The sequence below is a fragment of the Sphingopyxis sp. genome (assembly GCF_051861155.1).
Taxonomy (GTDB): domain Bacteria; phylum Pseudomonadota; class Alphaproteobacteria; order Sphingomonadales; family Sphingomonadaceae; genus Sphingopyxis.
In genome coordinates this window covers 191,201-216,496 of sequence record NZ_JBHYDE010000006.1, presented here as the reverse complement: position 1 = coordinate 216,496, position 25,296 = coordinate 191,201, and the positions used below count along the sequence as shown (strand labels likewise).

34 protein-coding genes are annotated in these 25,296 nt (G+C 65.7%); 32 read left to right on the top strand and 2 right to left on the bottom strand.

Features of this window, described 5'->3' with window-relative positions:
* The 32 genes from ACTIFP_RS12700 (at position 1) to ACTIFP_RS12545 (ending at position 22,862) form a co-directional block, all read left to right on the top strand.
* Positions 1–525, top strand: a complete 525-nt coding sequence (locus ACTIFP_RS12700) for a host-nuclease inhibitor Gam family protein (protein WP_439569068.1) — start codon at positions 1–3, stop codon at positions 523–525.
* Complete coding sequence (locus ACTIFP_RS12695) at positions 525–842, top strand: HNH endonuclease signature motif containing protein (RefSeq protein ID WP_439569067.1); 318 nt, start codon at positions 525–527, stop codon at positions 840–842. The genes ACTIFP_RS12700 and ACTIFP_RS12695 overlap by 1 nt, the downstream gene beginning before the upstream one ends.
* A 77-nt stretch (positions 843–919) precedes the next feature.
* Entirely contained in the window at positions 920–1,108 is a 189-nt protein-coding gene (locus tag ACTIFP_RS12690) for a hypothetical protein (protein ID WP_439569066.1), read from the top strand.
* Between the two features lie 136 nt (positions 1,109–1,244).
* Positions 1,245–1,604: a P27 family phage terminase small subunit gene (locus ACTIFP_RS12685; protein ID WP_439569065.1), complete on the top strand. Its 360-nt coding sequence runs from the start codon at positions 1,245–1,247 to the stop codon at positions 1,602–1,604.
* A complete protein-coding gene (locus ACTIFP_RS12680) occupies positions 1,564–3,372 on the top strand; it encodes a terminase large subunit (RefSeq protein ID WP_439569064.1) in 1,809 nt (602 codons plus the stop codon). Before ACTIFP_RS12685 ends, ACTIFP_RS12680 begins: the two co-directional genes overlap by 41 nt.
* A 140-nt stretch (positions 3,373–3,512) precedes the next feature.
* Positions 3,513–4,664 carry a phage portal protein gene (locus tag ACTIFP_RS12675; RefSeq protein WP_439569063.1) on the top strand — a complete coding sequence of 384 codons (1,152 nt, stop codon included), beginning with the start codon at positions 3,513–3,515 and terminating at the stop codon, positions 4,662–4,664.
* Positions 4,642–5,259, top strand: coding sequence for an HK97 family phage prohead protease (locus tag ACTIFP_RS12670; RefSeq protein ID WP_439569062.1), 618 nt, complete (start codon positions 4,642–4,644; stop codon positions 5,257–5,259). Before ACTIFP_RS12675 ends, ACTIFP_RS12670 begins: the two co-directional genes overlap by 23 nt.
* Before the next feature lie 100 nt (positions 5,260–5,359).
* Positions 5,360–6,649 carry a phage major capsid protein gene (locus ACTIFP_RS12665; protein WP_439569061.1) on the top strand — a complete coding sequence of 430 codons (1,290 nt, stop codon included), beginning with the start codon at positions 5,360–5,362 and terminating at the stop codon, positions 6,647–6,649.
* Between the two features lie 82 nt (positions 6,650–6,731).
* Entirely contained in the window at positions 6,732–7,124 is a 393-nt protein-coding gene (locus ACTIFP_RS12660; protein ID WP_439569060.1) for a hypothetical protein, read from the top strand.
* 5 nt (positions 7,125–7,129) lie between these two features.
* The gene (locus tag ACTIFP_RS12655) at positions 7,130–7,591 is read left to right on the top strand and encodes a hypothetical protein (RefSeq protein ID WP_439569059.1); all 462 of its coding nucleotides are present in this window, start codon (positions 7,130–7,132) and stop codon (positions 7,589–7,591) included.
* Positions 7,592–7,617: 26 nt separating this feature from the next.
* Positions 7,618–9,495 carry a hypothetical protein gene (locus ACTIFP_RS12650; RefSeq protein WP_439569058.1) on the top strand — a complete coding sequence of 626 codons (1,878 nt, stop codon included), beginning with the start codon at positions 7,618–7,620 and terminating at the stop codon, positions 9,493–9,495.
* Positions 9,492–10,058 (top strand): head-tail connector protein, encoded by a 567-nt coding sequence (locus ACTIFP_RS12645; RefSeq protein WP_439569057.1) that lies wholly within the window; start codon positions 9,492–9,494, stop codon positions 10,056–10,058. The genes ACTIFP_RS12650 and ACTIFP_RS12645 overlap by 4 nt, the downstream gene beginning before the upstream one ends.
* A complete protein-coding gene (locus tag ACTIFP_RS12640) occupies positions 10,058–10,402 on the top strand; it encodes a phage head completion protein (protein ID WP_439569056.1) in 345 nt (114 codons plus the stop codon). Before ACTIFP_RS12645 ends, ACTIFP_RS12640 begins: the two co-directional genes overlap by 1 nt.
* On the top strand, positions 10,399–10,881 hold the full coding sequence (locus tag ACTIFP_RS12635; RefSeq protein WP_439569055.1) for a hypothetical protein: 483 nt from the start codon (positions 10,399–10,401) through the stop codon (positions 10,879–10,881). Before ACTIFP_RS12640 ends, ACTIFP_RS12635 begins: the two co-directional genes overlap by 4 nt.
* Positions 10,882–10,884: 3 nt before the next feature.
* Complete coding sequence (gp17, locus tag ACTIFP_RS12630) at positions 10,885–11,283, top strand: tail completion protein gp17 (RefSeq protein WP_439569054.1); 399 nt, start codon at positions 10,885–10,887, stop codon at positions 11,281–11,283.
* A 15-nt stretch (positions 11,284–11,298) separates the two neighbouring features.
* Positions 11,299–11,745 (top strand): hypothetical protein, encoded by a 447-nt coding sequence (locus tag ACTIFP_RS12625; protein WP_439569053.1) that lies wholly within the window; start codon positions 11,299–11,301, stop codon positions 11,743–11,745.
* Position 11,746: 1 nt separating this feature from the next.
* Positions 11,747–12,241, top strand: a complete 495-nt coding sequence (locus tag ACTIFP_RS12620) for a hypothetical protein (RefSeq protein WP_439569052.1) — start codon at positions 11,747–11,749, stop codon at positions 12,239–12,241.
* A 65-nt stretch (positions 12,242–12,306) separates the two neighbouring features.
* Positions 12,307–12,501, top strand: a complete 195-nt coding sequence (locus tag ACTIFP_RS12615; protein ID WP_439569051.1) for a hypothetical protein — start codon at positions 12,307–12,309, stop codon at positions 12,499–12,501.
* Positions 12,491–14,584, top strand: coding sequence for a hypothetical protein (locus ACTIFP_RS12610; RefSeq protein ID WP_439569050.1), 2,094 nt, complete (start codon positions 12,491–12,493; stop codon positions 14,582–14,584). Before ACTIFP_RS12615 ends, ACTIFP_RS12610 begins: the two co-directional genes overlap by 11 nt.
* A 7-nt stretch (positions 14,585–14,591) precedes the next feature.
* A complete protein-coding gene (locus ACTIFP_RS12605; protein ID WP_439569049.1) occupies positions 14,592–15,185 on the top strand; it encodes a hypothetical protein in 594 nt (197 codons plus the stop codon).
* 3 nt (positions 15,186–15,188) lie between these two features.
* Positions 15,189–15,821 (top strand): hypothetical protein, encoded by a 633-nt coding sequence (locus ACTIFP_RS12600; RefSeq protein WP_439569048.1) that lies wholly within the window; start codon positions 15,189–15,191, stop codon positions 15,819–15,821.
* Complete coding sequence (locus ACTIFP_RS12595; protein WP_439569047.1) at positions 15,818–16,252, top strand: DUF6950 family protein; 435 nt, start codon at positions 15,818–15,820, stop codon at positions 16,250–16,252. Before ACTIFP_RS12600 ends, ACTIFP_RS12595 begins: the two co-directional genes overlap by 4 nt.
* Positions 16,249–18,165 carry a hypothetical protein gene (locus ACTIFP_RS12590; RefSeq protein WP_439569046.1) on the top strand — a complete coding sequence of 639 codons (1,917 nt, stop codon included), beginning with the start codon at positions 16,249–16,251 and terminating at the stop codon, positions 18,163–18,165. Before ACTIFP_RS12595 ends, ACTIFP_RS12590 begins: the two co-directional genes overlap by 4 nt.
* Positions 18,166–18,183: 18 nt before the next feature.
* Complete coding sequence (locus ACTIFP_RS12585; RefSeq protein ID WP_439569045.1) at positions 18,184–18,573, top strand: hypothetical protein; 390 nt, start codon at positions 18,184–18,186, stop codon at positions 18,571–18,573.
* The gene (locus tag ACTIFP_RS12580; RefSeq protein WP_439569044.1) at positions 18,570–19,604 is read left to right on the top strand and encodes a tail fiber domain-containing protein; all 1,035 of its coding nucleotides are present in this window, start codon (positions 18,570–18,572) and stop codon (positions 19,602–19,604) included. The genes ACTIFP_RS12585 and ACTIFP_RS12580 overlap by 4 nt, the downstream gene beginning before the upstream one ends.
* Positions 19,601–19,744, top strand: a complete 144-nt coding sequence (locus ACTIFP_RS12575; protein WP_439569043.1) for a hypothetical protein — start codon at positions 19,601–19,603, stop codon at positions 19,742–19,744. Before ACTIFP_RS12580 ends, ACTIFP_RS12575 begins: the two co-directional genes overlap by 4 nt.
* Before the next feature lie 22 nt (positions 19,745–19,766).
* Positions 19,767–19,931, top strand: coding sequence for a hypothetical protein (locus ACTIFP_RS12570; RefSeq protein WP_439569042.1), 165 nt, complete (start codon positions 19,767–19,769; stop codon positions 19,929–19,931).
* A complete protein-coding gene (locus ACTIFP_RS12565; RefSeq protein ID WP_439569041.1) occupies positions 19,931–20,137 on the top strand; it encodes a hypothetical protein in 207 nt (68 codons plus the stop codon). Before ACTIFP_RS12570 ends, ACTIFP_RS12565 begins: the two co-directional genes overlap by 1 nt.
* Positions 20,121–20,696 (top strand): lysozyme, encoded by a 576-nt coding sequence (locus ACTIFP_RS12560; protein WP_439569040.1) that lies wholly within the window; start codon positions 20,121–20,123, stop codon positions 20,694–20,696. Before ACTIFP_RS12565 ends, ACTIFP_RS12560 begins: the two co-directional genes overlap by 17 nt.
* A gap of 2 nt (positions 20,697–20,698) precedes the next feature.
* Entirely contained in the window at positions 20,699–21,172 is a 474-nt protein-coding gene (locus tag ACTIFP_RS12555; RefSeq protein WP_439569039.1) for a hypothetical protein, read from the top strand.
* On the top strand, positions 21,172–21,438 hold the full coding sequence (locus ACTIFP_RS12550; RefSeq protein WP_439569038.1) for a hypothetical protein: 267 nt from the start codon (positions 21,172–21,174) through the stop codon (positions 21,436–21,438). Before ACTIFP_RS12555 ends, ACTIFP_RS12550 begins: the two co-directional genes overlap by 1 nt.
* A gap of 224 nt (positions 21,439–21,662) precedes the next feature.
* Positions 21,663–22,862, top strand: coding sequence for a tyrosine-type recombinase/integrase (locus ACTIFP_RS12545; protein WP_439569037.1), 1,200 nt, complete (start codon positions 21,663–21,665; stop codon positions 22,860–22,862).
* A 393-nt stretch (positions 22,863–23,255) separates the two neighbouring features.
* On the opposite strand, the gene ACTIFP_RS12540 is transcribed toward ACTIFP_RS12545, so the two are convergent.
* Both ACTIFP_RS12540 and ACTIFP_RS12535 read right to left on the bottom strand, forming a co-directional pair.
* Positions 23,256–24,014, bottom strand: coding sequence for a replication protein A (locus tag ACTIFP_RS12540; RefSeq protein ID WP_439569036.1), 759 nt, complete (start codon positions 24,012–24,014; stop codon positions 23,256–23,258).
* Positions 24,015–24,039: 25 nt separating this feature from the next.
* Positions 24,040–25,251, bottom strand: a complete 1,212-nt coding sequence (locus ACTIFP_RS12535; RefSeq protein WP_439569035.1) for a tyrosine-type recombinase/integrase — start codon at positions 25,249–25,251, stop codon at positions 24,040–24,042.
* Positions 25,252–25,296 lie beyond the last annotated feature (45 nt).

Genomic DNA, 25,296 nt, shown 5'->3' with positions numbered 1-25,296 from the left:
ATGGCGACAGTGCGCGCACCGAAGACCGTCGCCGCGGCGACCAAGCTGCTCGAGCGCTTTGCCGAACTGGACGCCGAGATCGCGGTGATCGAAGAGCAGCGCAAGGTCGAGATCGGCGAGGCCAATGCCGAAGCCGACCGCTTGATTGCGCCCTTCTTGCCCGAACGGGACGCGATCCTTGTCAAGCTGCAGGCCTGGTGGATCGATGCCGGCCCCGGGTTGACCGATGGCAAGCGCAAGTCGATCGCGCTCGGCGGATGCGAGATTGGCAGTCGGTCCAGCCCTGCTCGACTTGGCCTGGCAGGCGACGAGGCGATCGTCGCAAAGGCGCTGGCGAAGATCCGCTGGGCGCGCGAGATGATCCGCGTGACGGTCAGCATTGATCGTGCTGCCATATTGAAATCCATCGACGGCGCGCATGCCAGGGATCTCGCCGAGCTGGGCTTTACCAGGGTCGAAGGAACGGACACCGTGTTCGTGAAGCGGGTACGGCAGGACGGCACGATCGGCGCTGGCGCCAGCTGATGCCGCAGGCACCGCCGACGTTCCGTCCGCCCGGGTGGAAGCCTAAGGCAGCGTGGGAGCGGCAGGCAACGATCTTCCCCGACCGACGCAAGCGTGGCCGCGCCGGCCAGCGCGATCGCGCCGTCGTTCTCGCTGAAGAACCGTTCTGTCGAAAGTGCCTCGAAGGCGGGAAGTATGTGAAGACCGACGTGGTCGACCACATCATCCCGTTGGCCTGGGGCGGCAGCGACAGCCGCGGCAACAAGCAAGGGCTGTGCGACCCCTGCCACGACAAGAAATCGCTCGAGGAACGAACGCGCGGGGGGAGGGGAGGGTAAATCTCTCCGGCCCTTCGCCTCTGGACACCGCCTCCCCGCATAATTTTCACGCGGGCGAATTCAAAGGGTAAAAAGTTATGAGCAGCATGACCAGGCGGATGCAGATCCGCGGGCTGAAGCGTCTTGGCTTTAGCCGGGGCAATTTTCGCATTGTGACGAACGCGGCGGGCGATGAGCTGCGGGTTGCGGTCTCGCGCGGCGGGCTCATCACCGAAGCCGACGGTCAGCGCGTCGGGTACCGGTGGCCGCGGGTAGCCGTTGCCTAAAGGCGGCGCTCGGCCTGGTGCCGGGCGGCGGCGGAAGGATCCGGAGCTGAAGGCGCTGGCGGGAACGACCCGCAAGGATCGCGAGGTCGCGATTGGCGCGGCGCCGAGTGAGGCGCCGATGATCGCGCCGTTGCATTTGTCCGACCTGGCGCAGCTCCATTTTGGATCGATCGCGCAGATCCTGGCCGAGCAGCAGCGCGCTAGCGCGCACTATGCCGAGCATGTCGCGTTGCTCGCGCAGCGGCTGGAGCAGATCCAGCGGTACCAATCCGTGATTGAAGTCGAAGGCGATACGTTCGTTTCCGAATCGGTGAAGATGGTCGCGAAGCGCCCGGTGATCACCCGCATGGTCCGGGCCAGGCCCGAGGTCGTGATGCTTTCGGAAGCGATGCGCCACGCGCAGTCGCTGCTTTCCGAGCTGATGCTCAATCCCGCGGCGGCGCTGCGGATCGCCAGTGGGCACAAGCCCGAGGCTGGCGCCTTCGACGATTTCTGAGGCGGCCGATGTGGAAGCACGAGATTACGCGGCGATCGCGAAGGGATATGCGCGCGACGTCATAAGCGGGAAGATCCCGGCAGGGAAATCGATCCGGCTGCAATGCCAGCGCTTCATCGACGAGCTGAAGCTCGAGAAGTCGAAGGCGTTCCCTTATCGGTTCGACGTCGACAAGGCGGCGCGGATCTGTCGGTTCATCGAGCGACTGCCTCACTCCAAAGGCGAATGGGCGCGCAAGAAGGAAACGCTGCGGCTGGAGCCGTGGCAGATATGGATCTTCGCCTGCTCGTTCGGGTGGCTGCGCAAGCGCGACGGGCTGCGCCGATTCCGCGTGCTGTTCGTCGTCGTGCCGCGCAAGAATGGAAAATCGGCGGTCGCGGCGGGCACGGGCCTATACATGTTTTGCGCCGACGGCGAGTTCGGCGCCGAGGTCTATTCGGGCGCAACCAACGAGAAGCAGGCATGGGAGGTCTTCGGTCCTGCGCGCCTGATGGCGCAGCGAACACCGGCGCTGCTGTCGCGGTTTGGGATCGAGGTCAACGCAAAGTCCCTCATCCGCGTCGACGACTTCAGCAAGTTCGAAACCATCATCGGTAACCCCGGCGACGGGCAGAGCCCCAGCTGCGCGATCCATGATGAGTATCATGAGCATGCCGACGACAGCCAGATCGATACGATGCGCACCGGGATGGGCGCGCGCGCGCAGCCCCTGCAGCTGCTGATCACGACCGCCGGCGACAATCTGGCAGGCCCCTGTTACGCGATGGTCCAGGAGCAGCGCGAGAAGCTCGCGGGCGTAGGCCAGACCGGAGGCGGCCCGCCGATCGACGACGAGACTTTCTTCGTCGAATACACGATCGACGATGGCGACGACTGGAAATCGGAAACCGCCCTTCGCAAGGCGAATCCGAATTACGGCGTATCGGTCTCGGCGGACTTTCTGCTCGCGGAGCAGCGGGCGGCGATTGCCACGCCTAGAAAAGCTGGCATTTTCAAGACCAAGCACCTCAACCTTTGGGTTGCTGCTAAAGCCGCATATTTTGACATCGAGGCTTGGCGCCGCTGCGTCGACCCCAATCTGCCCGTCGTCGGCATCGAGCTTCTGAAGCTCGAGCGACTGAAAGGCCGCCGCTGCGTCGCCAGTCTCGACCTCGCGTCGAAGACCGACATCGCGGCGCTTGAGCTGCTGTTTCCGCCGATCGGCGCCAAGGCGACAATCGACGACCCCTATATTCGCGCCGGTTTCTACTTCTTGCCGAAGGACACGGTGACCGACGTTGCCGCTTATCAGGGCTGGCATGCACAGGATTTGCTGTCGGTCACCGATGGCAACATCGTCGATTACGACGAGATACTGGAACAACTGCGCGAGATTCGCTCGACGTTCCAGCTCGAGCAGGTCGCATATGACCCGCACCAGGCGACGTTCCTGGCGACGACGATGATGAAAGAGGGCTTTCCCGTCCTCGAATATCGCCCCGTCGTGCTGAACATGAGCGAGCCGATGAAAGAGCTCGACGCGCTGATGAAGTCGCAGCGCATCACGCACGGCGGCTGCCCTGTCATGGAATGGCAGATCAATAACGTCGTCGCCCAGCTCGACGCCAAGGACAATGTCTACCCGCGCAAGCCGCGCATCGAGGCGAAGATCGACAACCCGGTGGCGCTGATCGCGGCGCTGGGGGTGGCGATGACCACCGAAGAAACGGTGGCGCCGAGCTCGCCCTGGGATGATCCGGAGTTTTCCATGCATGATGTCGCCGACTGATGAGCTGGTGGGGTAACCTTATCGGCCGCCGCGACGCGTCCGCAGAGACGCGCTCGGCCGAAAGCGCGCTGATCAGCCTCGATAATCCCCAGGCGCTGATGCAGCTGTTCGGGATGATGGATGGCAACGGCACCTTGCCCGTGGTGTCGATCGACGCCGCAATGCAGGTGCCGGCGGTTCTGGCCGCAGTCGCATTCCTGTCGCGGACACTAGCCGCTCTCCCGCTTCCATCCTTTCATGAAGGGCAGAACGGCGAACGGATTGACGATGAGCAGGCACAGCTGCTGAACCAGGCGCCGAATCCGGAATGGTCGTCGTTCGCCTGGCGCTGCTATCATTGGCAGCAGGTGTTCACCGGCGGCCGCGGGATGAGCTGGATCGAGCGCGTTGGCGATCGCGTCATAGGGATCTGGCCGATGGATCCCACGAAGACAATCATCGGCCGCCGCAATGGCCGAAAATTCTACCGGTGCGAGGGCATAGAATATCCCGCGGCGGACGTGATCGACACGCCCTTCATGTTGAAGCCCGATCAGCTCGGATCGCGCAGCCCGATCGTTACCTGCAACAAGGCGATCTCGCTGTCGATCGCGATGGCGGATTTCGCCGGCGGTTTCTTTCTGGGGGGCGGGATGCCGCCGCTGGCACTCGAAGGCCCGCTGCCTAGCGGACCCGATGCGTTCAAACGCGCCGCGGCCGACATCAAGCGGGCCGTCGACCTGGCGAAGAAATCGGGCACGCCATTCTTTCCAATGCCGCCGGGCCACTTGCTGAAACCGGTCGGTACTGATCCTGACAAGGGGCAGATGACGCAAGCGCGTCTGTTCCAGATCCAGGAGATCGCCCGGGCCTATCAGCTACCGCCGGTGTTTCTGCAGGATCTGTCGACAGGAACGCTCGCCAATACCGAGCAGCAGGATCTCCACCTGTCGAAACACAATATCGGCCAGTGGGCGAAGGCGTTCGAAGACGAGCTCAACCTGAAGCTGTTCGGCTGGCGAAATCGCAAGCGCAAGGTGAAGCACAACTTGGACGGGTTGCAGCGCGGCGACTTCAAGAGCCGCGTCGAGGCCTTGGCGCGATCGATCCAGACCGGGCAGCTGATGCCCGACGAGGCCCGCGCGCTGGAGGATCGGCCGCCCGATCCGAATGGCCAGGGTGGCAAGCTTTATATTCAGGGCGCGACGGTGCCGCTCGGCACCGTGCTCGCCTCGCCGATCGGCCCCAATGGCGGCCCGCCCATGAACGACAATGACAAGGATCCTGCAGATGCCGGCAACGACCCCGCCTGACGGGCGCGAAAAGCGCGCGCTGACCGAAGGCCTCGAGCTGCGCGCCGTCGTCAGCGATGGCGAAGCGCGGACCGCGCACGGCTACGCGGTGCTGTTCAATTCGCCGACCAACATTCTCGACCTGTGGGTTGAAGAGTTTGCCCCAGGCGCATTTGCCAAATCGCTCCAGGAACGTGACGTGATTGCGGTGCACAGCCACGATGTCGGCCGCGTTATGGGGCGCAAGGGCGCCGGTACGCTTTCCCTGCGCGAGGACGGCAAGGGGCTGGCGTTCGAAAACCAGCTGCCCGACACGACCGATGGGCGCGATCTGGCCGTGTCGATCGACCGCGGCGACATTCCCGGCATGTCGTTCGGCTTTCGCGCTGTGAAACAGCTTTGGGATGACACTTTCGATCCGCCGAAGCGCCGGATCGAAGAGGCCGAGCTTTACGAGATCACCTATTCCGCGCTGCCGCAGTACGACGACAGCGAAGTCGCGCTGCGCTCGCTCGAGGCTGCGCGCGCGGAAAAGCGCACTCACAATAAAGCCGGCGCGTTGAGCCGGATCGCGGCGCGGCGCGCGCGCCTGTCCCTCGCCGAGCGGAAAATCTGACCACCAACCTTTCCCGGGCCTGCGCCCGAGGTGGCGGCAGCATCGCTGACCGCCCTTCCAGCCCTGCTCCGCGGGGCTTTTTTATCCCCAGGAGAAACTCATGACCTTGCAGGAAATGTATGAAAAGCGCGGCCAGCTGGTCGCCCAGGCCCGCGCCGCTACCGATGAAATCACCAAGAACACCGATGATTCGCGCGTGGCCGAACTCGAGGCGCGCAGCGACAAGATCTTTGCCGAGCTTGACGATTTCGACAAAAAAATTGCTCGTGAAGAGCGCGTCGCGACCGCCGAGCGTTCGCTCGAGGAACGCGCCGCTCGCAACCGCCCGAATCGCGGCAACCGCGAAGTTGAAGGCCTCGATGGCGGCGAAGGGGGCGAGGGAGAGCAGCGCTCGGCCGATCAGATCCAGACCGAATATCGCGATGCGTTCTTCGCGTTGATGCGCGAAGGCGGCGACATCGGGGCGATGACGCCGGAACAGCGCGCCCTGCTCCGCCAGGGATATGTCGAAAACCGCACCCAGACCGTCGGTACGAGCGCTGGCGGTGGCTACACCGTCCCGACCGAGCTGGCGAAAGCGATCGTCGAGGTCATGAAGGACTGGGGTCCGATGTATGATCCCGGCATCACCGACGAAATGGTGACCAGCTCGGGCAACCCGTTCGACATCCCGACCAACGACGACACCGCCAACTCGGCGGCGGCGCTGGCCGAGGCGGCCGACCTGACCGACGATAACAGCGGCGACCTGGCGTTCGGCGAAGTTTCGCTCGCCGCCTTCGTCTATGCCACGCCGTGGCTGAAGCTGTCGTTCGAGCTGCTGCAGGACTCGGCCTTCAACCTCGAAGCCTTCGTCGCGAAAAAGCTGGGCGAGCGGCTTGGCCGGATTGCCAACCGGCAGCTGACGATCGGCGACAATGTCGGCGATCCGAACGGCATCGTCACCGCATCGACGCTTGGCAAGACGGCGGCGGCCGTCGCCGCCATCACCGGTGACGAAGTCATCGACCTGCAGCATTCGGTCAACGCGGCCTACCGCCGTAGCCCGTTCTGTCGCTGGATGTTCGCCGATACGACCCTGGCGGTGCTGCGCAAGCTGAAGGACGGCCAGGGCAACTATCTGTGGACGATGGGCGACATCCGCGTCGGCGCCGAGGATCTGCTCCACGGCAAGCCCTATTCGGTCAACGACGATGTACCCGCGATCGCGACGGGCAACCGCGCCGTGCTGTTCGGCGACATGAGCCGTTACACGGTGCGCAAGGTCGGTTCGCCGCTGATCGGTACGGTGCGCGAACGCTTCTGGCCGAAGGTCGGCATGGCGGGCCTGATCCGTTTCGACGGCGATCTGGTCGATACGTCGGCGGTCAAGCACCTCCGCCTCGCCTGATGATGGAGCGGGCGGGGCTTCGGCTCCGCCCGCCCTTTTCGTGACGGACGCCGCGGCGCCCGTCTCGCAAAGGAGAATGGCGATGTTTCTGAAGATGCTGACCAGTATGGGCGGGCCGACCATCTCGCTGACTTATGGCGATGAAATCCCGTTCGATGACGAGTTTCCGTTCGGCGATGCGGAAACCCGCCGCTTTATCGATGCCGGCACTGCCGAGCTCATCGGGTCGGCCGACCAGGTCGCGGCCTGGCTCGAAGCCAATCCGTCGGCAGTGCCGGTTGACGCTGACAGCACACAGGCCGCGGTCGAGGCGCAACTACCCGTCGAAGCGGTGTCCGCTGCCGACGCTCTGCTCGCTCCTGATACTCCGCCAGCGCCTGCGCCTAACGAGATCCCCGCCGCTGCCGCTGCCGCAGCGACTGCGTCGGCAGCGGCGCCGAAAGCCGCGGCAAAGACTGCTGCGAAGAAGGGCTGATCGGCATGGCGGACATAATCTGCAACATTTCGAAGGGCCGTTTTGTCGAATTCTATTGGCGGGTGAAGAATAACGACCCGGCCAACAGCGCGTTCGTGATCGTCCCGCTCGAAACCTCGGGCCTCGAGAGCGACGCCGTGCTGCGCGACAAAGATTCGCTGGCCGATCTGCTGTCGGGTACGACCAACGAGCAGACCACGATGGGTCGCAAGGTTCTGACTGATGCTGAACTGGCCGCGTTTCCCGCGGCTGACGATACCAATGACCGTTACGACGTGGCGCTACCCGATGTCGATTGGACCGGCGCGACGGGGAATGCGATCAGCAAAGTCGCATTGTGCCTGGACAAGGACACGACGAGCGGCACCGACAGCGACATCCTTCCGATCGGGGTTTTCGATTTCGCCCAGACGCCGAGCGGCGCGACGATCCGGCTGTCGTCGAGCATCTTCGGCCGCGCATCGTAATTTTCTGCGCCGACGGGAGATAGCCCGTGGGGACATTAACCGCAGCAACCGACGGCACCGCGACGGGCTACAGCGACGGTTCGATAGGCGGGCCTGTCTTCGGCAGCTTCACCGGGACGATCGGCGGACTAACCCCCCTCATCGTTGCCACTGATACTGCCACTCCTGACCAGATAGAAATCTGGACAGCCGACGGCACCTTTGCGACGATGAATGGCAAGCCGCTCGACGTCGGCGGCACCCTATACGTCCAAGCGTCCTGCACCCCTTTTACAGGGCTTGCCTTGCGGTCAATTTACACCGCCACCGGCTTTTCCTTCGTCAACGCTAGCGTCTATGCCATTGACCTCGCTACCTATTCTGGCCCGACAGTTGTCGGAGTTACGATCGGGGTTGGCGGGGCGGGGTCGGTCCCGATCAGTTTCTCCTCGTCGGGACGCGCTTCGGGCGATCGCCTGTTCATGCTCGTTGCCACGGCGAATCAAGCTGTTCCCTCGCTCAGCGGATGGCCGGTGGTCACGCCTGACAGCGGCGATCCGTTTCGAGGGACGGCGGGCGCAGCAGGCGGCATCCGCGCCACATTGCTAAGCAAAGTCAGCGACGGCACCGAGGGCACGGTTACCGTTGGAGACAGCGGCGATATTCAGTTTGTCGTCGGAATTGTCATCCGTGGGAACGGCGGCGCAGCGGTCGATCTTGACGTCAGCATTGCCGGGAATGCCGCGGCGACGACCAGCGGCAGCTTTACCGGGCTAACCACGCCGGGAAATCAGCGGCTGGCGCTGACCTTCGTCGCGACCGATCGCGACGCCTCGGGCGGAAGCTGGTCGGGCGAGGCCAATTCCAGCCTTGGCAACCTGACCGAGCGGTACGACAACGGCACCGCGACCAACACTGGCGCCGGGGCGGCGATCTACAGCGGCGAGAAGATCGTCGCCGGGGCAACGGGAACGACGACGGCGACGCAGGCGGCCAGTGCAGCCTATGCGTTCATCACGCTGGCGGTGAAGAATGCGGCGGGTGGTGGAACCACTATTGGTACCGCGAACGAAACCGACGCTGCGCTCCCCCTTGCACGCCTGCAAATTCGAGGAGTCGGCCGCGCGGATGTCGCCGATGCTGCGCTCCCCCTTGCACGCCTGCAAATCCGGGGCGTCGGCCGCGCGGATGTCGACGATGCCGCGCTCCCCTTATCGAGACTACAGCACCGCCCGATAGGCAGGGCGGACGAAATAAATACGGCGCTGCCGCAACCAAGCGGCGGCACAGCGATCGGCGCGGCGGCAGAAACTGATCTCGCGCTCGGCCTGGCGGCGATGGCGTTCTCCCAGATCGGGACGGCGAATGAAATCGGTGCTGCAGCAGGCCTGGCAGCGGTGCAGATCAGCCCGATCGGCACCGGAGGCGAAACGGACGGCGCCCAGTCGCTGGCCTCGCGCCAGTCGCTGGAGATCGGCCCCGCTATTGGCACCAACACCGGTTCGCCGATCGCATCGATGCAGATCGGCGCGGTGGGAGCGGCCGCAACAGCTGACAGCGCATTGACCCAAGCGGTGATCGCGCTGGTAGCGCTGGGCCGGGCAGCTGAAGGTGATGCCGCGCTCGCGCTTGGATCGCGGGTGTCGATCGGAATCGGCGCTGGCGCCGAAATCGATGGTGCCGGGCAGTTGCTCGGCGCAGTCGTTGTCGCGATCGGCGCGATTGCCGAGCTCGACGGCGCTCTGCCGTTCACCAGCGAAGAGCTTGAATTCACTCCGCATCGCACGGTTCGGCACCGGCAGCAAATGCGCGGTTCCCGCCCGGTGGCATCAGCCGCGGATCTGCGACTGACGCAGATCCCGGAGCGACCGCGGCGCCGGTTCGCGGCGGCGCGGTCGCTGAATGTTTCGAGAGGAAGACGATGAGCCTGCGACTGGTGACGCCGCCGGAAGACCTTCCGGTGACGATCGAGGAAGCGCGCACGGTGTGCCGCGTCATCGGTGCGGACGAGGATGCGATGCTGACCATGCTGATCGCCGCGGCGACCGCGCATGTCGAGCAGTATATCGGGCGATCGATCCAGCCGCAGACGTGGGAGCTGGTGCTCGACGATTTCGACGACAGCATATTGATCCCGCGCGGCCCGGTGACCGCGATCGAGAGCGTCAAATATTATGACGCCGACGAGCAGCTGCAGACCGTGCCCGATTCATCCTATGCGCTGGACGCCGTGTCGGATCCGCAGTGGCTGGTGCGCGCGACATCAGCGAGCTGGCCGACGGTGGCGAGCGGGGTCAACAATGTGATCATCCGCTTTGCCGCGGGCTATGCCGAAACGGCGCCGCAGCGGGCGGCGATCAGGCAGGCGATCCTGTTGCTGATCGTCCAGTGGTTCGACAATCCGAGCGCGGTCGTGGTGGGCACGATCGTCACGTCGATGCCGAACGCGGTCGACGCGCTGCTCTGTAACATCCGAAGCTTTTCCTGATGCAGGCGACGGCGAAGTACAACCGGCGCGCGAAGTTCTTCAGCATCGCCGTGGCGCGCGATGCCGCTGGGATCGAAGTTTCGACACCGACCGAGATCTGCGAAACATACTGCAGCGTTCAATATGGATCGAGCGCCGATCGGCGCGTCGCCGCCGGTACCGAGGCGGGGCAGGCGGTCACAGTGCGGGTTCGGACGTCGGCGCTGTTGCGGACGGTCAAGATAACCGACCGGATGGAGATCCGCGGCGACAGCGCGATCTATGCCATCGAGGGCGCCGTGCCGATCGGCCGCGGCGAAGAGATCGAGTTTACCGGGATCGCCGCGAAAGGCGCGGGGGCGTGACCGGCTCGCTGAAGCTGGAGGGCTTTGCCGAGCTCGAGCAGATATTTGCCCAGTTCGAGGATCCGCGGGTTGCCGAGCGCATCGGCAGCAGGGCCGGTAACGGCGCGATGAAATACATGTTGTCGGCGATCGTCGCCGATCTGCCGGTCGGGACGCGGCCGACGCTGCGCAAGCGCAAGCGCAAAGACGGCAGCGTCGCCGAAGCGGATTATGGCCGCGTGACGACAAATGTCGCGATCAAGAAGATCCGCAAGTCGTTCGGCAGCACGGCGCAGGTCTGGACGGTGAGCACCAACGCCGCCTTTTGGTGGTGGATGAACGAGTTCGGGACGGTCAATCAGCCCGCCAACCCGGTGGTCCGCAAGGCATGGGAGCGCGAGGCGCCCAGCCTGCCCGACCGGATCGGCAAGGATTTGTGGGCGGGCGTCCAGCGCGCGGCGAAATCGCGCGGCGTCAACGTCACGGGGCGGAGCACCTAAGCCATGGACCTGGAGCTATTGGCGCGGTTGTCGGCGACGCCGGCGATCGCGGCGATCGTCGGCGCCGCGATCAGCTGGCACGAACGGCCCGCGACGCTGGGCTTTCCGTCGATCGTGCTGACCAGGGTGACGGCGGGCCGCGACTATACGCATGATGGCGACGACGGCCTGGACGAACCACGGGTCCAGTTCGACCTGTTCGGCCTCGATGCCGTCGAGCTGGTCGCGCTGAAGAACGCGGTCGTCGCCGAGATGGAACAGGCGCGCGATGCCGCGCCGATCCATTTTCACAAGGCCATGCTGGAAAGCGAATTTACCCCGCCGGCGGAAGCGCTGCCCGACGGGAGGCGTGTCTATCGCGTCACGCAGGAATGGGAATTTTTCTTTGAAACCATCAGCTAAAGAAAGGAATTGCCGATGACTGGCAACGCCAAAAGTACGTTCGGCACCAAGATCTTTATCGTCCCCGACGGCGGAGTAATCACCGGCGGCCTGGTCGCCGACGTTCTGAAGATCGGCAAACCCAAATTGTCGCGCGGGATGCAGGATGTGACGACGCACGACAGCGCCGGCGGCGCCGAGGAGGTGATTGCCGAGGGCACCTATAAGGTCGAGCCGTTCAGCATGACCGTCCACTACATCGCCAACAGCGCGTTCGACACGTCGATGATCACCGCGATGACCGGCGGCGGGCTGCAGGATATCGAAATCCACGAGAAGGGCGCGGCTGGCCTGATCAAGACGCCGCTGTCGGGCTATATCAGCGAATATGGGCCGGACGACGCCGAGGTGCGCGGCAAGCAGACCGCGACGTTCAACATCACCCCGACCGGTGCGCTGGGCGCCAAGGCCGCGGCGGTCTGATATGCGTGAAACACAGGCGCCGCCGATCGGCGAGGTCGAGTTCCAGTTCGAAGGCCTGGCCTATGTCATGCTCTTCGACTGGGGCGCGCTCGCCCAATATGAGCGCGCGATGCAGGAATCGATCTTCGCCATCTTCGCGGAGCTCGAGCGGTACCAGGTCGCGGCCGAGGCCAAGGTGCCGAACCTCATGCGCTATGCGCCGCGGATGTCGGCGGTCGGCGCGCTGGTGAAAGCCGGGCTGGCCCGGCATCATCCCGAGGTCGATTATGACCTGGCGATGCGCATGTTCGCCGATCCGGCGGTCCAGGCGGCGCTGGGCGCGGCCAGTGAAGCATCGATGGGTGGTGGCGACGCCGACGCGGGGGAGCCGGCGCCCGCGCCGAATATGAAGGCGCGGGTTCCGGCGAAACCAGCTTCGACTGGGACGAAGTCATCGCGGGCTGGATCGAAGCCGGCGGCACGATCGAAAGCTTCTGGCGCGCGACGCCGCGGCTGACGCTGATCGCGTCGCGCGGCGCGGCGCGGCGGCGGGACATACTGGCGTGGCAGATCGGCCGCGCGGTGCGCGACACATCGATCACCAGCTTTGCCGGCTTTGTCGGCGAGGATGACGACGCGACGGCCGCGGGCGCGGCGCGCCGGGACAGCGCCCAGTCACCGGTCGAGATGGCCCACAATCTGGCCGTGTGGCGCAGCATCCACAAAATCGAAGCGATCCACGAACCGGCGGACGAGGAGATGAGCGATGGCAGGTAAAAGCCTGATCGGCGCGCTGCGCGTCACGCTGGGCCTCGACAGCGCCGAATTCACCAAGGGCGGCAGCAAGTCGCGCAAGGAACTGTCGGCGATCGAAAAGGGGGCGCGGGCGCTGAAGGGTGCGCTGGTCGGCATGATCGGCTTTGAGGTGATCAACCAGTTCCGCCAGCTCGGCCGCGCGGCGCTCGACAACGTCGGCGGGCTCGGCGAGCAAGCGGCAGCGATCGGCGTGAATACCGACGCGCTGCAGCAATATCGTTTCATCGCGCTGCAAACTGGCGTCGAGCAGGCGAGCCTCGACAAAGGCCTTCAACAGCTGACCCGCCGCCTCGGCGAGGCGGCAATGGGAGCGAAAGCGCCGAACAAGGCGCTCGACCAGCTGGGCGTCAAGCTGAAGGACAGCGAGGGCAAGGTGCGCGACACAGACGCGGTGCTGCTCGACATCATCAGCGGCCTCGAGGGCGTCGACGGGGCGGCGCGCAAGGCCGCGATCGCCAAGGGGTTGTTCGGGAAATCAGCGCAGGATCTTATGCCTCTGCTCAGCGAGGGCAAGTCGAAGATCAAGGAATATATCGCCGAGGCGAATAAGCTGAGGGTCGTGGTCGACGAAGCGACGATCGCCAACGCCGACAAGATCGCCGATGATCTGGCGAAACAAGACAAAGTGCTGGAAATGCGCATGAATGGCCTTCTCGCGCAGCGTGGCGAAAGCATCGCCAAGCTTGAGGGGTTCTGGCAGGATATCAAGATCGGATCGATCGATGCGGGGGCCGCGGTCATACAGTTCTTTCAAGACTGGACCGACTGGGCAGCGCGCGCGCAGGCCGTCATCGATGGCGTCGATGCGAAGATTCTCGGCTTCCTGAACAACATGTGGAAAGGTTTCGAGGGCTGGTGGAACCGGACGCAGGCGAACGCCAATGCGTTTGTTGCGACGATGCAGGCGCTGCCCGGCAAGGTCATCGCGTCGGTGAAGGCGATGGTGCTGGGCGTCGGCCAGTGGCTGGGCACCCAGCTGAATGCGGTGTTCGATGGTGTGAAAAAGCGCGTCGATGCGGTCGGCTCCTGGTTCTATGAGCTGTACGACAAGGTGGTCGGGCACAGCTACATCCCCGACATGGTCGACGAAATCGGCGTCCATATGGCGCGGCTCGAGGGCGAGATGGTGAAGCCGACCGAAAAGGCCACCACGAAAGCCGCCGAGGCGTTCCGGGCGCTGCAGCAGGAAGTGTCCGGCATCCTGTCGCGCCTGTTTCCCGAGCAAGCCGAGGCCAACCAGTTCGCGGCCGAAACGAAAACGCTCAACGCCTATTATGACGCGCTGAAGCGGCAGGGCGGCGACGCGCTGCAGATCGAGCGCCAGCGTGAGGCGGCGGTCGAGGCGTTGCGCCGCGCCTATCTGGGCCTGCACCGCGATCTCGCCGGGGTCGAGGCCGGGGGCAGCGCGACGCTGATCGAATCGGTCAACGGCGGCAAGTCGATCGAAGAGATGAACGACGAGATCACCGACCGCTTCGCCGACACGATGGGTAAGCTCAAAAAACAGGGCGACGTCACGAAGGTGCAGGTCGTCGAGAGCTTTGCGCAGATGGTCGACGGCGGGCTGCGCCAGCTAGACCGGTTCCTGAAGGGCATCAAATCGGGCAATTTCCTCGACATCGTCGGCGGATTGTTCGGCGCGATCAACGGCATCGCCGGGGCATTGACCGGCGGCGCCGGTTTCAACCTTGGCCCGTTCACCTTTGGCAGCGGGGCGTCGCAGGTTCCCGGCTTTGCCAACGGCGGATCGATGGTCCTGGGCGGGTTCCGCGGCATCGACCGCAACATGCTGTCGCTCAACGGCCAGCCGTTGGCGCGCGTTTCGGAAAGCGAGCGGTTGTCGATCACGCCCGCGAACGATCGCGGCGGCGGCGGCGCAATGATTTTCGACATGCGCGGCGCGGTCGTGACCGAAGATCTGTTGCGCCAGATGAACAGCCTGACCGACGAGCGGGTGCGGGTGATGGCGCCGGGCATCGCGCGCGCCGGCGCCAGCATGGCGATCGGCCAGCTGCGCCGTTCGGCCAGTCGCCAGCTCGGATAACCGGACAATGGCTGTGATCGACTTGCCGGCGTCGCCGGGCCCGGCGTCGTGCCGGTTCATCCCGGTGCGTTTTGGCATGCTGCTGTCGCCGCCGAACGGCGGCGAGGAGCAGCAGCTGAACAAGCTGGGCGATCGGTGGGCGGTCGAGGTGCGCTTGCCGCGGCTGACGCTGGCGCAGGCGGCCGACTGGTCGACGTCGATCGACCTGGCGCGGCGCAACGGCGCACGGTGGAAGCTCCGCCAGCTGGGCGTCGTCATCGGCGCGCCGGGCGTCGTTCGCGTCGCCGGCGCTGGGCAGGGCGGGATGGCGCTGGCGGTCGACGGGATGACGCCATGGTCGGGGTGGAGCAAGGGGCAGTTTGTCAGCCAGATCACCGGCGGCCGCGGATTCCTGCACCGGCTGGCGGCGGCGGGCCATTCGACCGACGGCACCGCAACGCTGGCGTTCACGACGCCGATCCGGCGATCGCCCGCCGACAACGACCTGATCGACTTCGCGCCGCAGATCGAGGGCGCGCTGACCGGCGCCGAGGGCGACTGGGACGTCGACGACAAACGCCTGGTCACCGTGCCGCCCTTCATCATTCGCGAGAAAGTCTGACCCGTGGCCCTGACCGACCCTGCGTTCACGATGGTGTCGCTGCTGAAGATCGAATTTCCGTCGCACACGGTACGGCTTTGCGACGGCGGCCGCGCGGTGATGGGCGGCGAGGAATATCTGTCGGGCCACGACGTCTGGGGCACGATCGCCGCGGCCGAGGAGATCGAGGATGCGATGGGTGACAGCGCGCCGGGCGGCGGCTTTTCGCTGATGCTGGCGCCCGACACGCCGCTGTCGACGATCATCGACCCGGCGCTGCAAACCTGCCGGGTGCGATTCTGGCAGGGCGAGCTGGACGCCGACATGGAAACGGTGATCGATCCCGAACTGCTGGCCGACAAGTTGATCGACGTGCCGCGCTGGAATCCCGACGAGTGGGTGCTCGACCTGGACCTGATGGACCGAACCGAGGTTTTTTTTCTGCGCAGCGAGGGCAATGTCTGTTCGGCCTCGTGGCACCAGAGCGTCTGGCCAGGCGAGCGCGGTTTCGATAATTGCACCGACACCCCGGGCCAGGTCGCCTGGGGCGTCGAGGGCGCGCCGTCGGGCACGGTCTATCGCGGCAATGGTGGCAACGGCGGTGGCGGGGGTGGCGGTGGCGGCCGCGGCATCCAGAACGACGCGCCGCTGCAATGACCGTGCTATCGCTGGCCGAGCGGGCCGCCCGCACCGAAACGGTGCTGGCGCGGTACCGCGCGCGTGCCTTTGCCTGGGACGGCGCCAGTTGCATCCACCTGGCGCGCGCGCAGGCGGTGGCGATGGGGCACCGGGTGCCGCGGCTGGGGTCGATCCGATCGGCGCTGGGCGCGCGCCGAGCGTTGCGGCGCCAGGGCCATGAGCGGGTCGAGGATTTGCTCGACAGCCTGTTCCCGCGCATCGGGGCCTTGTCGATGCTGCTCGGCGATATTTGCGCGGTACCGGGCGAGGATGACGACGGGCAGGGCTTTCCGGCGCTGTTCATCGCCGACGGCGCCGGCAATCTGATGGGCTGGCACGCCGCCGATCCGTCGCGGATCGTGCCGGTGAAGCACGCATTGGGCGCCGTGTCCGGGGCTTGGCGGTTGTGAGCAAGGCGTTTCGGGTCATCGGCAAGGTTGCCGGGATCGTTGCCACGGTCGGCATGTTCATTCCTGGACCGTGGACGCCGATCGCGGCGACAGTCGCCGGGGTAGCAAACACGCTGGCGGCGGTCACCGCGAAGTCGCCGCCGGCCAAGGGGCAGATCAACGAAAGCATCATCGGCGCGAACAACCCGCTGCCGTACCTGATTGGGCGGTCCTATTCGGGCGGTGTCCAGGTGTGGGACACCGGCTATGGCCCGACGACCGACAAGGTCGCCAATCCCTATCGCTTTACCCCGGTGATCTATTCGTGCGCGGGGCCGGTGCAGGGGCTGGAGGCGGCGCAGCTCGAGTTCGAAACGGTGTCGTTCAGCGGCGCCGCCGCGCTCGGATATTATGCGGGCTTCCTTTACCGATCGACGCAGCTGGGGCAGTCGCCCGAAGGCGCAGCGCTGGCGCCGCAATGGTCGGGCGCGCCGGGGTGGGGCAGCGCGTACAAGCTGTCGGGCTTTGCCGCGATCGGCTGGTCGTTCAAGTTCGACAAGAAGGGCAAGATCTTTGCCCAGGGCGTGCCGCAGAAGGGCGCGATCTGGCTGGGCGTGCGCGTCTATGACCCGCGCCTCGACAGCACCCGGCCCGGGGGGTCGGGATCGCATCGCATCGATAACGAAGCGACCTGGGCCTATTCGACCAATCCGGCGCTGCACGCGCTGACCTATGCCTATGGCCGGTATCAGAACGGGGTCCGGATATTCGGGGTGAACCTGGGCGATGCCGGCATCGACCTGGCCGGCGCCGCCGCCTGGGCCAATGTTTGCGACGCCAACGGCTGGACGCTGGGCGGGACGATCTACGAGCCCGGGAACAAATGGGATAATCTGAAGCGGATCTGCGAAGCGGGCGCCTGCGTGCCGATGCTGACCGGCGGCATGCTGCGCTGGCATTATCAGGCGCCGCGCGTCGCGCTCGACACGATCACTCGCGACGACCTCAATGGCCCGGGCCGTTCGGTCCAGATCGTCCAGCCGTGGGCGAGCCGGGTCAACGCCATGGTCGCGCGCTATCGCAGCGAAGCGCATCAATGGGGCTATCCGCAGATTGACGCGGTATCGGTCAGCGCGTTCGTCACCGCCGACGGCGAGGTGAAGCGCGAAGAACGCCAGTTCGACCTGGTGCTGAATGCCGACCAGGCCAGCGAGCTGCTGCTTTATGACCTTTACGGTCGCCGCGAGAGCGGGCCGTTCGTCATTCCGTGCAAGCCGCGGCTGGCGCGCTATCGCCCTGGCGACGCGCTGACCATCGCGGCCGATTGCGAGCTGTGGCCGACCAACCGGCTGGCGATCGTGACCAAGCGCGGGGTTGATCCGTTGACCAATTGCCCGACGATCGAGCTGATCAGCGAAACGACCGCGAAGCATGCCGCGATCCTGGGCACGGCGGGCGCGGTGATCGACGGGCCGACCTTGCCGACGCTTGACGAGCGGGCCGCGGTCTATGCGCAGAATATCGATCCGGCTGGGTACGGGCTGGCGATGATCCAGACGAGCTATATTTCCGGGGTCGCCGGTGCGACGCTGTCGTCGCAGGATGATGGCGGCAGCGCGTCGATTTCCGTCCTGTCGCACAATCGCGTTTATCCCGACCGCACAGTCGCCGTGACGGGGGCTGCGCCAGCGTTCAGCGGGCGAACCAACGACGCCGATCACTTCATCTTCTATGACGATCCCGATCGGGCAGGCGGCGCGGTGACGTTCCAGGTCACGACCAGCGCCGCGACCGCGGCGGCGAGCGATGCCAATCCCGACCGCCATTATGTCGGTTACATTCGCACCGCGGCGGTCGGCGGCGCCGATACCGGCGGCGGCGGCGGGTCGCCCCCGGGCTGGGGCGGCGGCGGCAACGACGCGCCGATCCCCTAAATATCTGAAGGAACCAGGATGGCTGTCAGCAGCAATTACGCCGCGTGGGTCCGCGCGGCGGGCGCAATTTACTGGCCGATCGCCACGCGCAATTTCGCGCCGCTCAGCAAGACCGCGATCTTTCGCGGGGTCGATCTGTCGGGCGCCACCTTTGCCGCGCAGGTGCGAACGCTGCCCGACGCGGGGGGCTCTGCGCTGCTGACGCTGACCTGCATACCAGTGCTCATCGCGGGCGACACATGGCTGACCGTGAGCTCAATCGAGACGGCGATCGAGAGCCTGCCCGCGGCGGCGGAGCTCGGCCGCAACAGCGAATTCTATTGGGACTGCGACATGACGCCGGTCGGCGGCGTGAAGCGGATGATTTTCGGCGGCGAGTTCGTCCGCATTGCAGGGGTTAGCCAGTGAGTGAAAGTCTTGCCGTCGCGGGGTCGATCATCGAAGTCGTGCTGCCGCCGGACAATGTGTATGCGAAGGCGATGGCCGACGCCGCCGCGGCGTCGGCCGCGCTGGCGCAATTCTATTCCGGCGTCACCGCTGCCGCCAGCCGGCCAATCTATCCCGATTATGCGACCGGGAATGCGGCGACCTCGGCGGGCCAGTTCTTCTTTGTCGCAGCCAGCGGATCCTACGCGCTTTACGTTCACGGCACCGCGACGGCGCTCGCCCCGTTTCCGATCCTCGACCCGGCCACGGGGCGGTTGATCGTCGCTGCCGATGCCTCATTCGGCGGCGCGACGGCGCCTTCGAATACTGCGGGTTATCTGGGGCAGGCGCAGGTCAACGGACTTTACCCGTGCATTAGCCTGAACGGGACGGTCGCTGGCCGCAAATGGAGCATGGGGGTCAGCGCGACCGGCATCTGGGAACTGTGGGACAACAACGCCGCGGCGACGAGGCTTACGGTCGACACGTCGGGCAACATCCTGTTCGGCGGGGATGGCACCCAGGATCTGGGCGGACCAAGTCGCCGCGGCGACACCGCCTTTTTCCAGGTGGGAGCGATCAATACTTGCGACGGTCGGGAGAAAACTCCGCGGCGGCCGCTGACCGCGGGAGAAGTGCGGGCCGCAAAGCGGATCGCGGGCATCATCGGCATTTTCCAGTATCTGCGCGAGGTCGAGCTGAAGGGAGACGCAGCGCGGCACCATTGCGGGCCGATCGCGCAGGAAATCTGGGCGATCATGGCGGATGAAGGGCTGATCGATCCGCTTCAAGAGACGGTGGACCCTGACTGCTGCTACGGGCTGTTGGGCTGGGACCGGTGGGACGCGCAGCCCGCCGTCGAGGAAGTCCGCGACGAAGAAGGCAACCTGATCGTCGCCGCGCGACCGGCGCGCGAAGCCGGCGAGCGTTTCAACATCCGCGAAGGGCAGTTGGCGTTTTTCATGATTGCCGGTCAGGAGGCGCGCCTGGCGGCCCTGGAAGCCGGACTGTGAGCGCGATGTTGCGCGCGATCGGTGGCGCCGGCCTCTTCCTGATCCTGTTCTATGTGAAGGGGGTGTTGATCCCGTTCATCCTCGTGGCGGCGCTTTGCGGCTCGCTTCTTCGTACCCGGTCGGTGACGCCGGCGCACTGACCATTCAACCAGGAGAAAGACAATGTCAGCTCCCAAGAGCGCGGCGGCGCTGAAGCCGCCGTCGCAGAAAGCCTATGATGCCTATCGCAACGGAAAAGGCAAGCCGCGCCGCCCGGTCGACCAGATCGGATCCGCCGAACTCGCCGAGCTCGGCGTCGCGATCGCGCTGGACGCGACGGCCAAATAATGTCCGCGCTCGAAACGCACGGCGGCGAGATCGCCGCGGCCGCAGGCAAGGCGTCACCGTCGCTGATGGTCAGTGGCCTGGTCGTCGCCGGCGTCTCGCTTCAGGATTGGGTGCTGATCGCGACGCTGCTGTTCACCGTGCTGCAGATCGCGCTGCTCGTGCGAAAATTTTTCAAGGAGCGGGCGGCCGATGACGACGCCGAATAAGCCGGCGCCGCGCGCGGGCAAGCTCACGCTCGCGGCCGTTGTCGGCCCGCTCGCGGCCATCGCGCTACTGACCCTTACGCCGGCGGAAGAAAGCGGCCGCAAGGTCAACGTCCAGCTTGCGCCGGACGGTACCGCCACGGTACGCCATGTATCGGGCAAGCAATATCTGCGCGTCTATCTCGATGCCGTTGGCGTGCCAACGGCCTGCGACGGGCTGACCGATCGGCAGAAGATCAAGCTCGGGATGGCGTTCACCGAGGCGCAGTGCGTCGATATGCTCGAAGCGGCGCTGGTCGAGTATGCTGTCCAGGTAAAGCGGTGCACGCCCGCGATCTTCGCGCCTGGTACCGAGAACCAGAGAATCGCCGCGGTGCTGCTCACCTATAACATCGGCTGGCCGCGCTGGTGCAATTCGACCGCCGACCGGCTGTTCGACGCGGGCAAGTTCCGCCAGGCGTGCGATTGGTTCCTGCCCTGGAACAAGGCGGGCGGCCGCGTGCTGCGCGGCCTGGTCGCGCGGCGCGATCGCGAGCGGGCAATCTGCCTGAAGGGGCTTTGACGATGCCATTCGACGTTCTTCGCGCGATCGGGATCCGCGGCGGGATCATCCTGGCGCTGGCGCTGTTCGCCGCGCTCTGCTGGTACAAATGGGGCGTCTGGAAAGACAAGTTCGGTGACCTGAGCGATGAAGCCGGCGCGGTCCTGGTCGCGGTGCGCGACGCCACCGGCAATCCGAAGCTGATCTGGCGCGACGTGCCGAGACAGATCGATCTGCTCGACGCCTCGCTGACAGAAGCACAGACCGCGCTCGACACCCAGTCCGAGCGCATTGACCAGCTCGGCGCCGAATCGACCCGCCTGCGCGCGGAGAATGAAGCGCTGGCCGCGAAGGTCGCCAAGCTCAACCGGAAGCGCGACGCGCTGATCGCGCAGCTCGAGGATGATGCGCTCGAGCCGGGCGATCGCGCCGACTGCTGGGCGCAGATCCGCGAGACGGACGAAGCGTTGAACCAACTTTATCGCGAGGGCTTCTAATGCGCGTGGTCATCATTGCCGCCCTGATGCTGTCCGGCTGCGCCGATCGCGCGATCGTGCGCGACAGGATTCAGACCGTATCGGTGCCGGTCATTCAGAAATGTGCGAGCGATAGGCCGGCCGACGCGACGTCGCTGCGCGATCGCATCGATGCTGCCGCGTGGGAAGCGCTGTCGTTGAAGCAGAAGGCCGAGACGATCGCCGCGCAGGGGCTGCGCCGGATGAACCATAAGGCGTCGCTCGAGGCGGCGACCTCCACCTGCTGATCTGACTCAATCTGAGTCATCGCCCGCCGCGCCAGGGATATAGAAGCCGCGGATCTATCGACGCCAAAGCCGCGTCTATTTTGGGGGTATCGGTGGGGGTATCACCTCGCCGGCTACCGTTCGTTCTCCGCAGAAATGCGCACTTTTCCTGACTGACCATCGCGGAGGGATTATCCGCGACACTCGCGCCGGCCGATCGGCTGATTTGCGCCATTTCTGGAGATATGAGGATGTTGACGATCGGCGCGGTGAAAGCCGCGGCGCCGCAGGCGCGCGCCTATAAATTGACCGACGGCGGCGGGATGTTCCTGTTCGTGACGCCGGCGGGCTGCAAAAGCTGGCGGCTCAAATATCGCTGGCGCGGCCGCGAGAAGCTGCTCGTCCTGGGCAGGTTTCCCGACATGCAACTTCCCGCGGCGCGCGGCGCGCGCGAGGTGGCGCGGGGCCAGCTCGCCGCCGGTGTTGATCCCGCGCTGAAGCGCGATGAGGGTGATCGGTTCGACGCGATCGCGCGCGCCTGGCACCAGCATCAGATCCCGCGCTGGTCGGCAACGCACGCGGCCGATGTGATCGAGTGCCTGGTGCGCGACGTCTTTCCCGCGATCGGCGAACGCACGATCGGGTCGATCGAGCCGCACGAGCTGCTCGGCCTGGTGCGCGCGGTCGAAGATCGCGGTTGCCTCGAGAGCGCCGGTCGTCTGCGCCAGCGGCTCTCCGCGATCTTTGGCTTCGCGATCGCCGAAGGCCATGTCGACACCGATCCGGCGGACAAACTTGGGCGCGCGATGAAGGGCGGCAAGCTGACCGATCCGCACCCGGCGTTCGTATCGATCGACGATTGTCGCCAGCTGCTGGCCGACGTCGCGGCGCTGACGCCGTCGGCCGCAGTGCTCGGCGCGTCGCAGCTACTCGCGTTGACCGCGGTGCGCCTGGACGCGGTGCGCGGCATGCGGTGGGAGGAGATCTCCGACCTCGATGGCGACGCGCCGATCTGGCGGGTACCGCCGGAGCGCATGAAGCTGTCGCGCGCGAAGAAGGCCGAGGCCCGATTCGCACACCTCGTGCCGCTGTCCCCGGCCGCGGTCGCCGTCCTGCGCGCGGCGAAAAAAAGGGGGTCAGGATCCAGAGGCACTTTTTCGGGGCTTGTTTTTCCCGGTCGCGATCGCGCGCGGCCGATTGGCGCGGCGACGCTGCGCGATCTCTATGTCCGCGCCGGGGCCGCGGGCCGTCACGTTCCGCACGGCTGGCGCGCCAGCTTCTCGACGATCTTGAACGAAGAGCTGGGCGAGGCCTGGTCGGCCGCGATCGACGCGGCGCTGGCGCACAGCGCGAAGGACAAGGTCGAGGCGGCGTATAATCGGGCGGAGCGGCTGCAGCGTCGGCGTGAGCTCATGAACCGATGGGGCGAACTGCTCGCGGGATGATGTTGGCGGGACGGCCGGGTCGCAGCGGCCGTCCCGAGCAGACTGGATGACGAAGCACCCCGGCCTACCTAGCGCGATCTTGGTACATTATCTTGAGTGACAATCAAAGGGGATAGGCTCTCACCGATCGAGCGAAATGAGATGCTGCCGTGTCAGGCTGCCGATTGTCCGAAACTTACCGCATTCTGCGGACAAGGCGCGCCGCCTGTGCCCGCCGGAGCAGCACCGCAGACTGGCACAGACCTTGCTCTCGGCCCCTGCCGAGCCCCGCGACGGCGTAGCCGGCGCGCACGACGGTGCGGCCGGCGGTAACGCTGGAGGAAGGTTTTTCGCTTAGGGGTGGGGCCGATCAATAAGGCGCGTGCCGAAGGCACTCCTTTCATGGGATATGATCTATATCCCCCGGGTTTCAACGTCGCTCGACGATTCGCGCCTCTGGTCCACCAGGGCCGCGATCCGGGCGAGGGTTTCCCCTGCCAGCTCGTCGCCATTCCACGTCGCCGCGTGAAACTCCGAGGCGCTGAGGCTGTCCAGCATGGCTTTCCAGTCCTGGGCGTGCTGCTGGCGGGCCCAGTCGGCGTCGTCGGGAGCGGGCGCACCACCCAGCAGCTGCGCCACCATGCGCTCGAGCGGCTTGGGCAGTAGCAGCGCATAGGCGTTCGAGATCTGTTTCACCTGGGGACCGGCGCCATCGGCGTCCTCGATGGGCTCGCTTCGTCGCACCCAGTGCAGGAAGCCGGCCTGGCGCAGTCGGCGGAGTGCAGCATGCACCGCGGCGTAGCTATGGCCGACCGCTTCGGCGATCGTCGCGACGGCAGGATCGAGGCGGCCGGTGCGGAAATCGAGATAGCGATTGTACATCACCTCGAGCACGGCGAGGCCGATATGGCCGATCATGCCGTTGCGGATACCGGAGTGATCGCGTTGGCGCTCGCGTCGGGTTCGCTGCTCGAGCTCGCGCGCCGCCTTCAGGATCGCTCCGATCCGGCGCTTCGCACCGCGGACGTTGCCGCCCATGAAGGGCCGCCAGATGCGATCCTCGATCTGGCCTTTATAATAGCTGTTGCGCCATACCGGCTGACCAGTGCGGCGGCCCTTTGCGGCAGGAAGATTGCCGAGGATTTCGCCCAGGCTGCGGGTCGGGGCGTTCATGCGGTACCGCCCGCGGCGCGCGCCGCTATTCGGGTGGCATCAGCATATCGGCCCACGCCTGCGCCAGCTCGCGCCGGCGCGGCATGTACAGCGCGCGATTGTACGCCGCTTCGACCCCTTCCTTGATATGGGCGAGCATCAGGTCGATGACTTCGCGATCGTCTTTGCGGCCTTGCTCGCCGGCGATCTCGTTCATGATGGTTGAAAAGGTGGCGCGCCAGCCGTGCGGGACGTGGCGCCCGGTATAGCCCAAGTCGCGATACTGCTTGCTGAGCGTCGAATCGCTGATCGGTTTCTTCCACCCCTGCGCGCCGGGGAACAGCCAATTTCCGCCGGCGTTCGTATTCATCGCGGCTTTCACGATCGCGACTGCCTGCCGCGACAACGGAATGACGAACTCGAAGGTCAAATCCTCCTTGCGCTCGCGGGTAAGCTTCATCTTGCTGGCCGGGATGCGCCATATCGGCTTGGGGCCGTCGAGATCTTCGAACTCGTGCCGCTCGGCGAGCCGCACCACTCCCGGCCTCGCGGCCGTCAGCGCGAGCAGCTGTGAAGCAATCCGCGTCGATCGCCACGTTGTCGTCGACGCCATGATCGCGTCGAGCAGCGCGCGCGCGTCTTTGATCCGGGTCAACGCCGGGCGCAGTTTGCCGTTGGTCGGGACCAGCGCCTTGCGGATGATCGCCGCCGGGTCGTTCTCCGCCAGCCCCGACGCGATCGCCCAGACGAAGATGTCCGAAACATGCATGCGGACGCGGTGCGCCATTTCCAAAGCGCCGCGTTCCTCGATCTTGCGAATCGCCGCCAGCACGATCGGCGGCGTCACCTCGCCGATCGGCAAGCGCCCGAACCTTGGGAAGACGTCCGCCTCGAGGCGATCCATCACCTGTCCCGCGTAGCGACCGGTCAGCGTCGATGCTTTGCCGACGTGCCAGGCGCGCGCGATCGCCTCGAAGCTGTCCAGCGCGGCCGTGCTGGCGCGCGCCTTGGCTTGCTGGCGCACCACCCCTGGGTCGATGCCCTCGCGCAGCTGCTGCCGCGCCGTGTCGCGCGCGCGGCGCGCCTGCGTCACCGACACTGCCGGATAGAGGCCGAGCGTCAGCTGCTTTTCTTTCTGGCCGAAGCGATATTTCCAGCGCCAGGACTTTGTGCCCGACGTTTTGATCAGCAGATACAGGCTGCCGCCGTCCGCGAGCTTCCAGTCGCGATCCCGCGGGACTGCACGCTTGCAAGCCAAGTCGGTCAGCAAATTTGCATGCCCCGTTCGATGCCCCCGCCGGTG

Bases quoted from the DNA above. Each gene is read 5' to 3' on its own strand.
- gp17 (WP_439569054.1), top strand. From the start codon at position 10,885: ATGGACCTGGAGCTATTGGCGCGGTTGTCGGCGACGCCGGCGATCGCG.
- ACTIFP_RS12655 (WP_439569059.1), top strand. From the start codon at position 7,130: ATGGCGGACATAATCTGCAACATTTCGAAGGGCCGTTTTGTCGAATTC.
- ACTIFP_RS12645 (WP_439569057.1), top strand. From the start codon at position 9,492: ATGAGCCTGCGACTGGTGACGCCGCCGGAAGACCTTCCGGTGACGATC.
- ACTIFP_RS12700 (WP_439569068.1), top strand. From the start codon at position 1: ATGGCGACAGTGCGCGCACCGAAGACCGTCGCCGCGGCGACCAAGCTG.
- ACTIFP_RS12695 (WP_439569067.1), top strand. From the start codon at position 525: ATGCCGCAGGCACCGCCGACGTTCCGTCCGCCCGGGTGGAAGCCTAAG.
- ACTIFP_RS12690 (WP_439569066.1), top strand. From the start codon at position 920: ATGAGCAGCATGACCAGGCGGATGCAGATCCGCGGGCTGAAGCGTCTT.
- ACTIFP_RS12570 (WP_439569042.1), top strand. From the start codon at position 19,767: ATGTCAGCTCCCAAGAGCGCGGCGGCGCTGAAGCCGCCGTCGCAGAAA.
- ACTIFP_RS12595 (WP_439569047.1), top strand. From the start codon at position 15,818: ATGACCGTGCTATCGCTGGCCGAGCGGGCCGCCCGCACCGAAACGGTG.
- ACTIFP_RS12585 (WP_439569045.1), top strand. From the start codon at position 18,184: ATGGCTGTCAGCAGCAATTACGCCGCGTGGGTCCGCGCGGCGGGCGCA.
- ACTIFP_RS12545 (WP_439569037.1), top strand. From the start codon at position 21,663: ATGAGGATGTTGACGATCGGCGCGGTGAAAGCCGCGGCGCCGCAGGCG.
- ACTIFP_RS12640 (WP_439569056.1), top strand. From the start codon at position 10,058: ATGCAGGCGACGGCGAAGTACAACCGGCGCGCGAAGTTCTTCAGCATC.
- ACTIFP_RS12605 (WP_439569049.1), top strand. From the start codon at position 14,592: ATGGCTGTGATCGACTTGCCGGCGTCGCCGGGCCCGGCGTCGTGCCGG.
- ACTIFP_RS12560 (WP_439569040.1), top strand. From the start codon at position 20,121: ATGACGACGCCGAATAAGCCGGCGCCGCGCGCGGGCAAGCTCACGCTC.
- ACTIFP_RS12670 (WP_439569062.1), top strand. From the start codon at position 4,642: ATGCCGGCAACGACCCCGCCTGACGGGCGCGAAAAGCGCGCGCTGACC.
- ACTIFP_RS12555 (WP_439569039.1), top strand. From the start codon at position 20,699: ATGCCATTCGACGTTCTTCGCGCGATCGGGATCCGCGGCGGGATCATC.
- ACTIFP_RS12565 (WP_439569041.1), top strand. From the start codon at position 19,931: ATGTCCGCGCTCGAAACGCACGGCGGCGAGATCGCCGCGGCCGCAGGC.
- ACTIFP_RS12550 (WP_439569038.1), top strand. From the start codon at position 21,172: ATGCGCGTGGTCATCATTGCCGCCCTGATGCTGTCCGGCTGCGCCGAT.
- ACTIFP_RS12625 (WP_439569053.1), top strand. From the start codon at position 11,299: ATGACTGGCAACGCCAAAAGTACGTTCGGCACCAAGATCTTTATCGTC.
- ACTIFP_RS12610 (WP_439569050.1), top strand. From the start codon at position 12,491: ATGGCAGGTAAAAGCCTGATCGGCGCGCTGCGCGTCACGCTGGGCCTC.
- ACTIFP_RS12540 (WP_439569036.1), bottom strand. From the start codon at position 24,014: ATGAACGCCCCGACCCGCAGCCTGGGCGAAATCCTCGGCAATCTTCCT.
- ACTIFP_RS12665 (WP_439569061.1), top strand. From the start codon at position 5,360: ATGACCTTGCAGGAAATGTATGAAAAGCGCGGCCAGCTGGTCGCCCAG.
- ACTIFP_RS12660 (WP_439569060.1), top strand. From the start codon at position 6,732: ATGTTTCTGAAGATGCTGACCAGTATGGGCGGGCCGACCATCTCGCTG.
- ACTIFP_RS12620 (WP_439569052.1), top strand. From the start codon at position 11,747: ATGCGTGAAACACAGGCGCCGCCGATCGGCGAGGTCGAGTTCCAGTTC.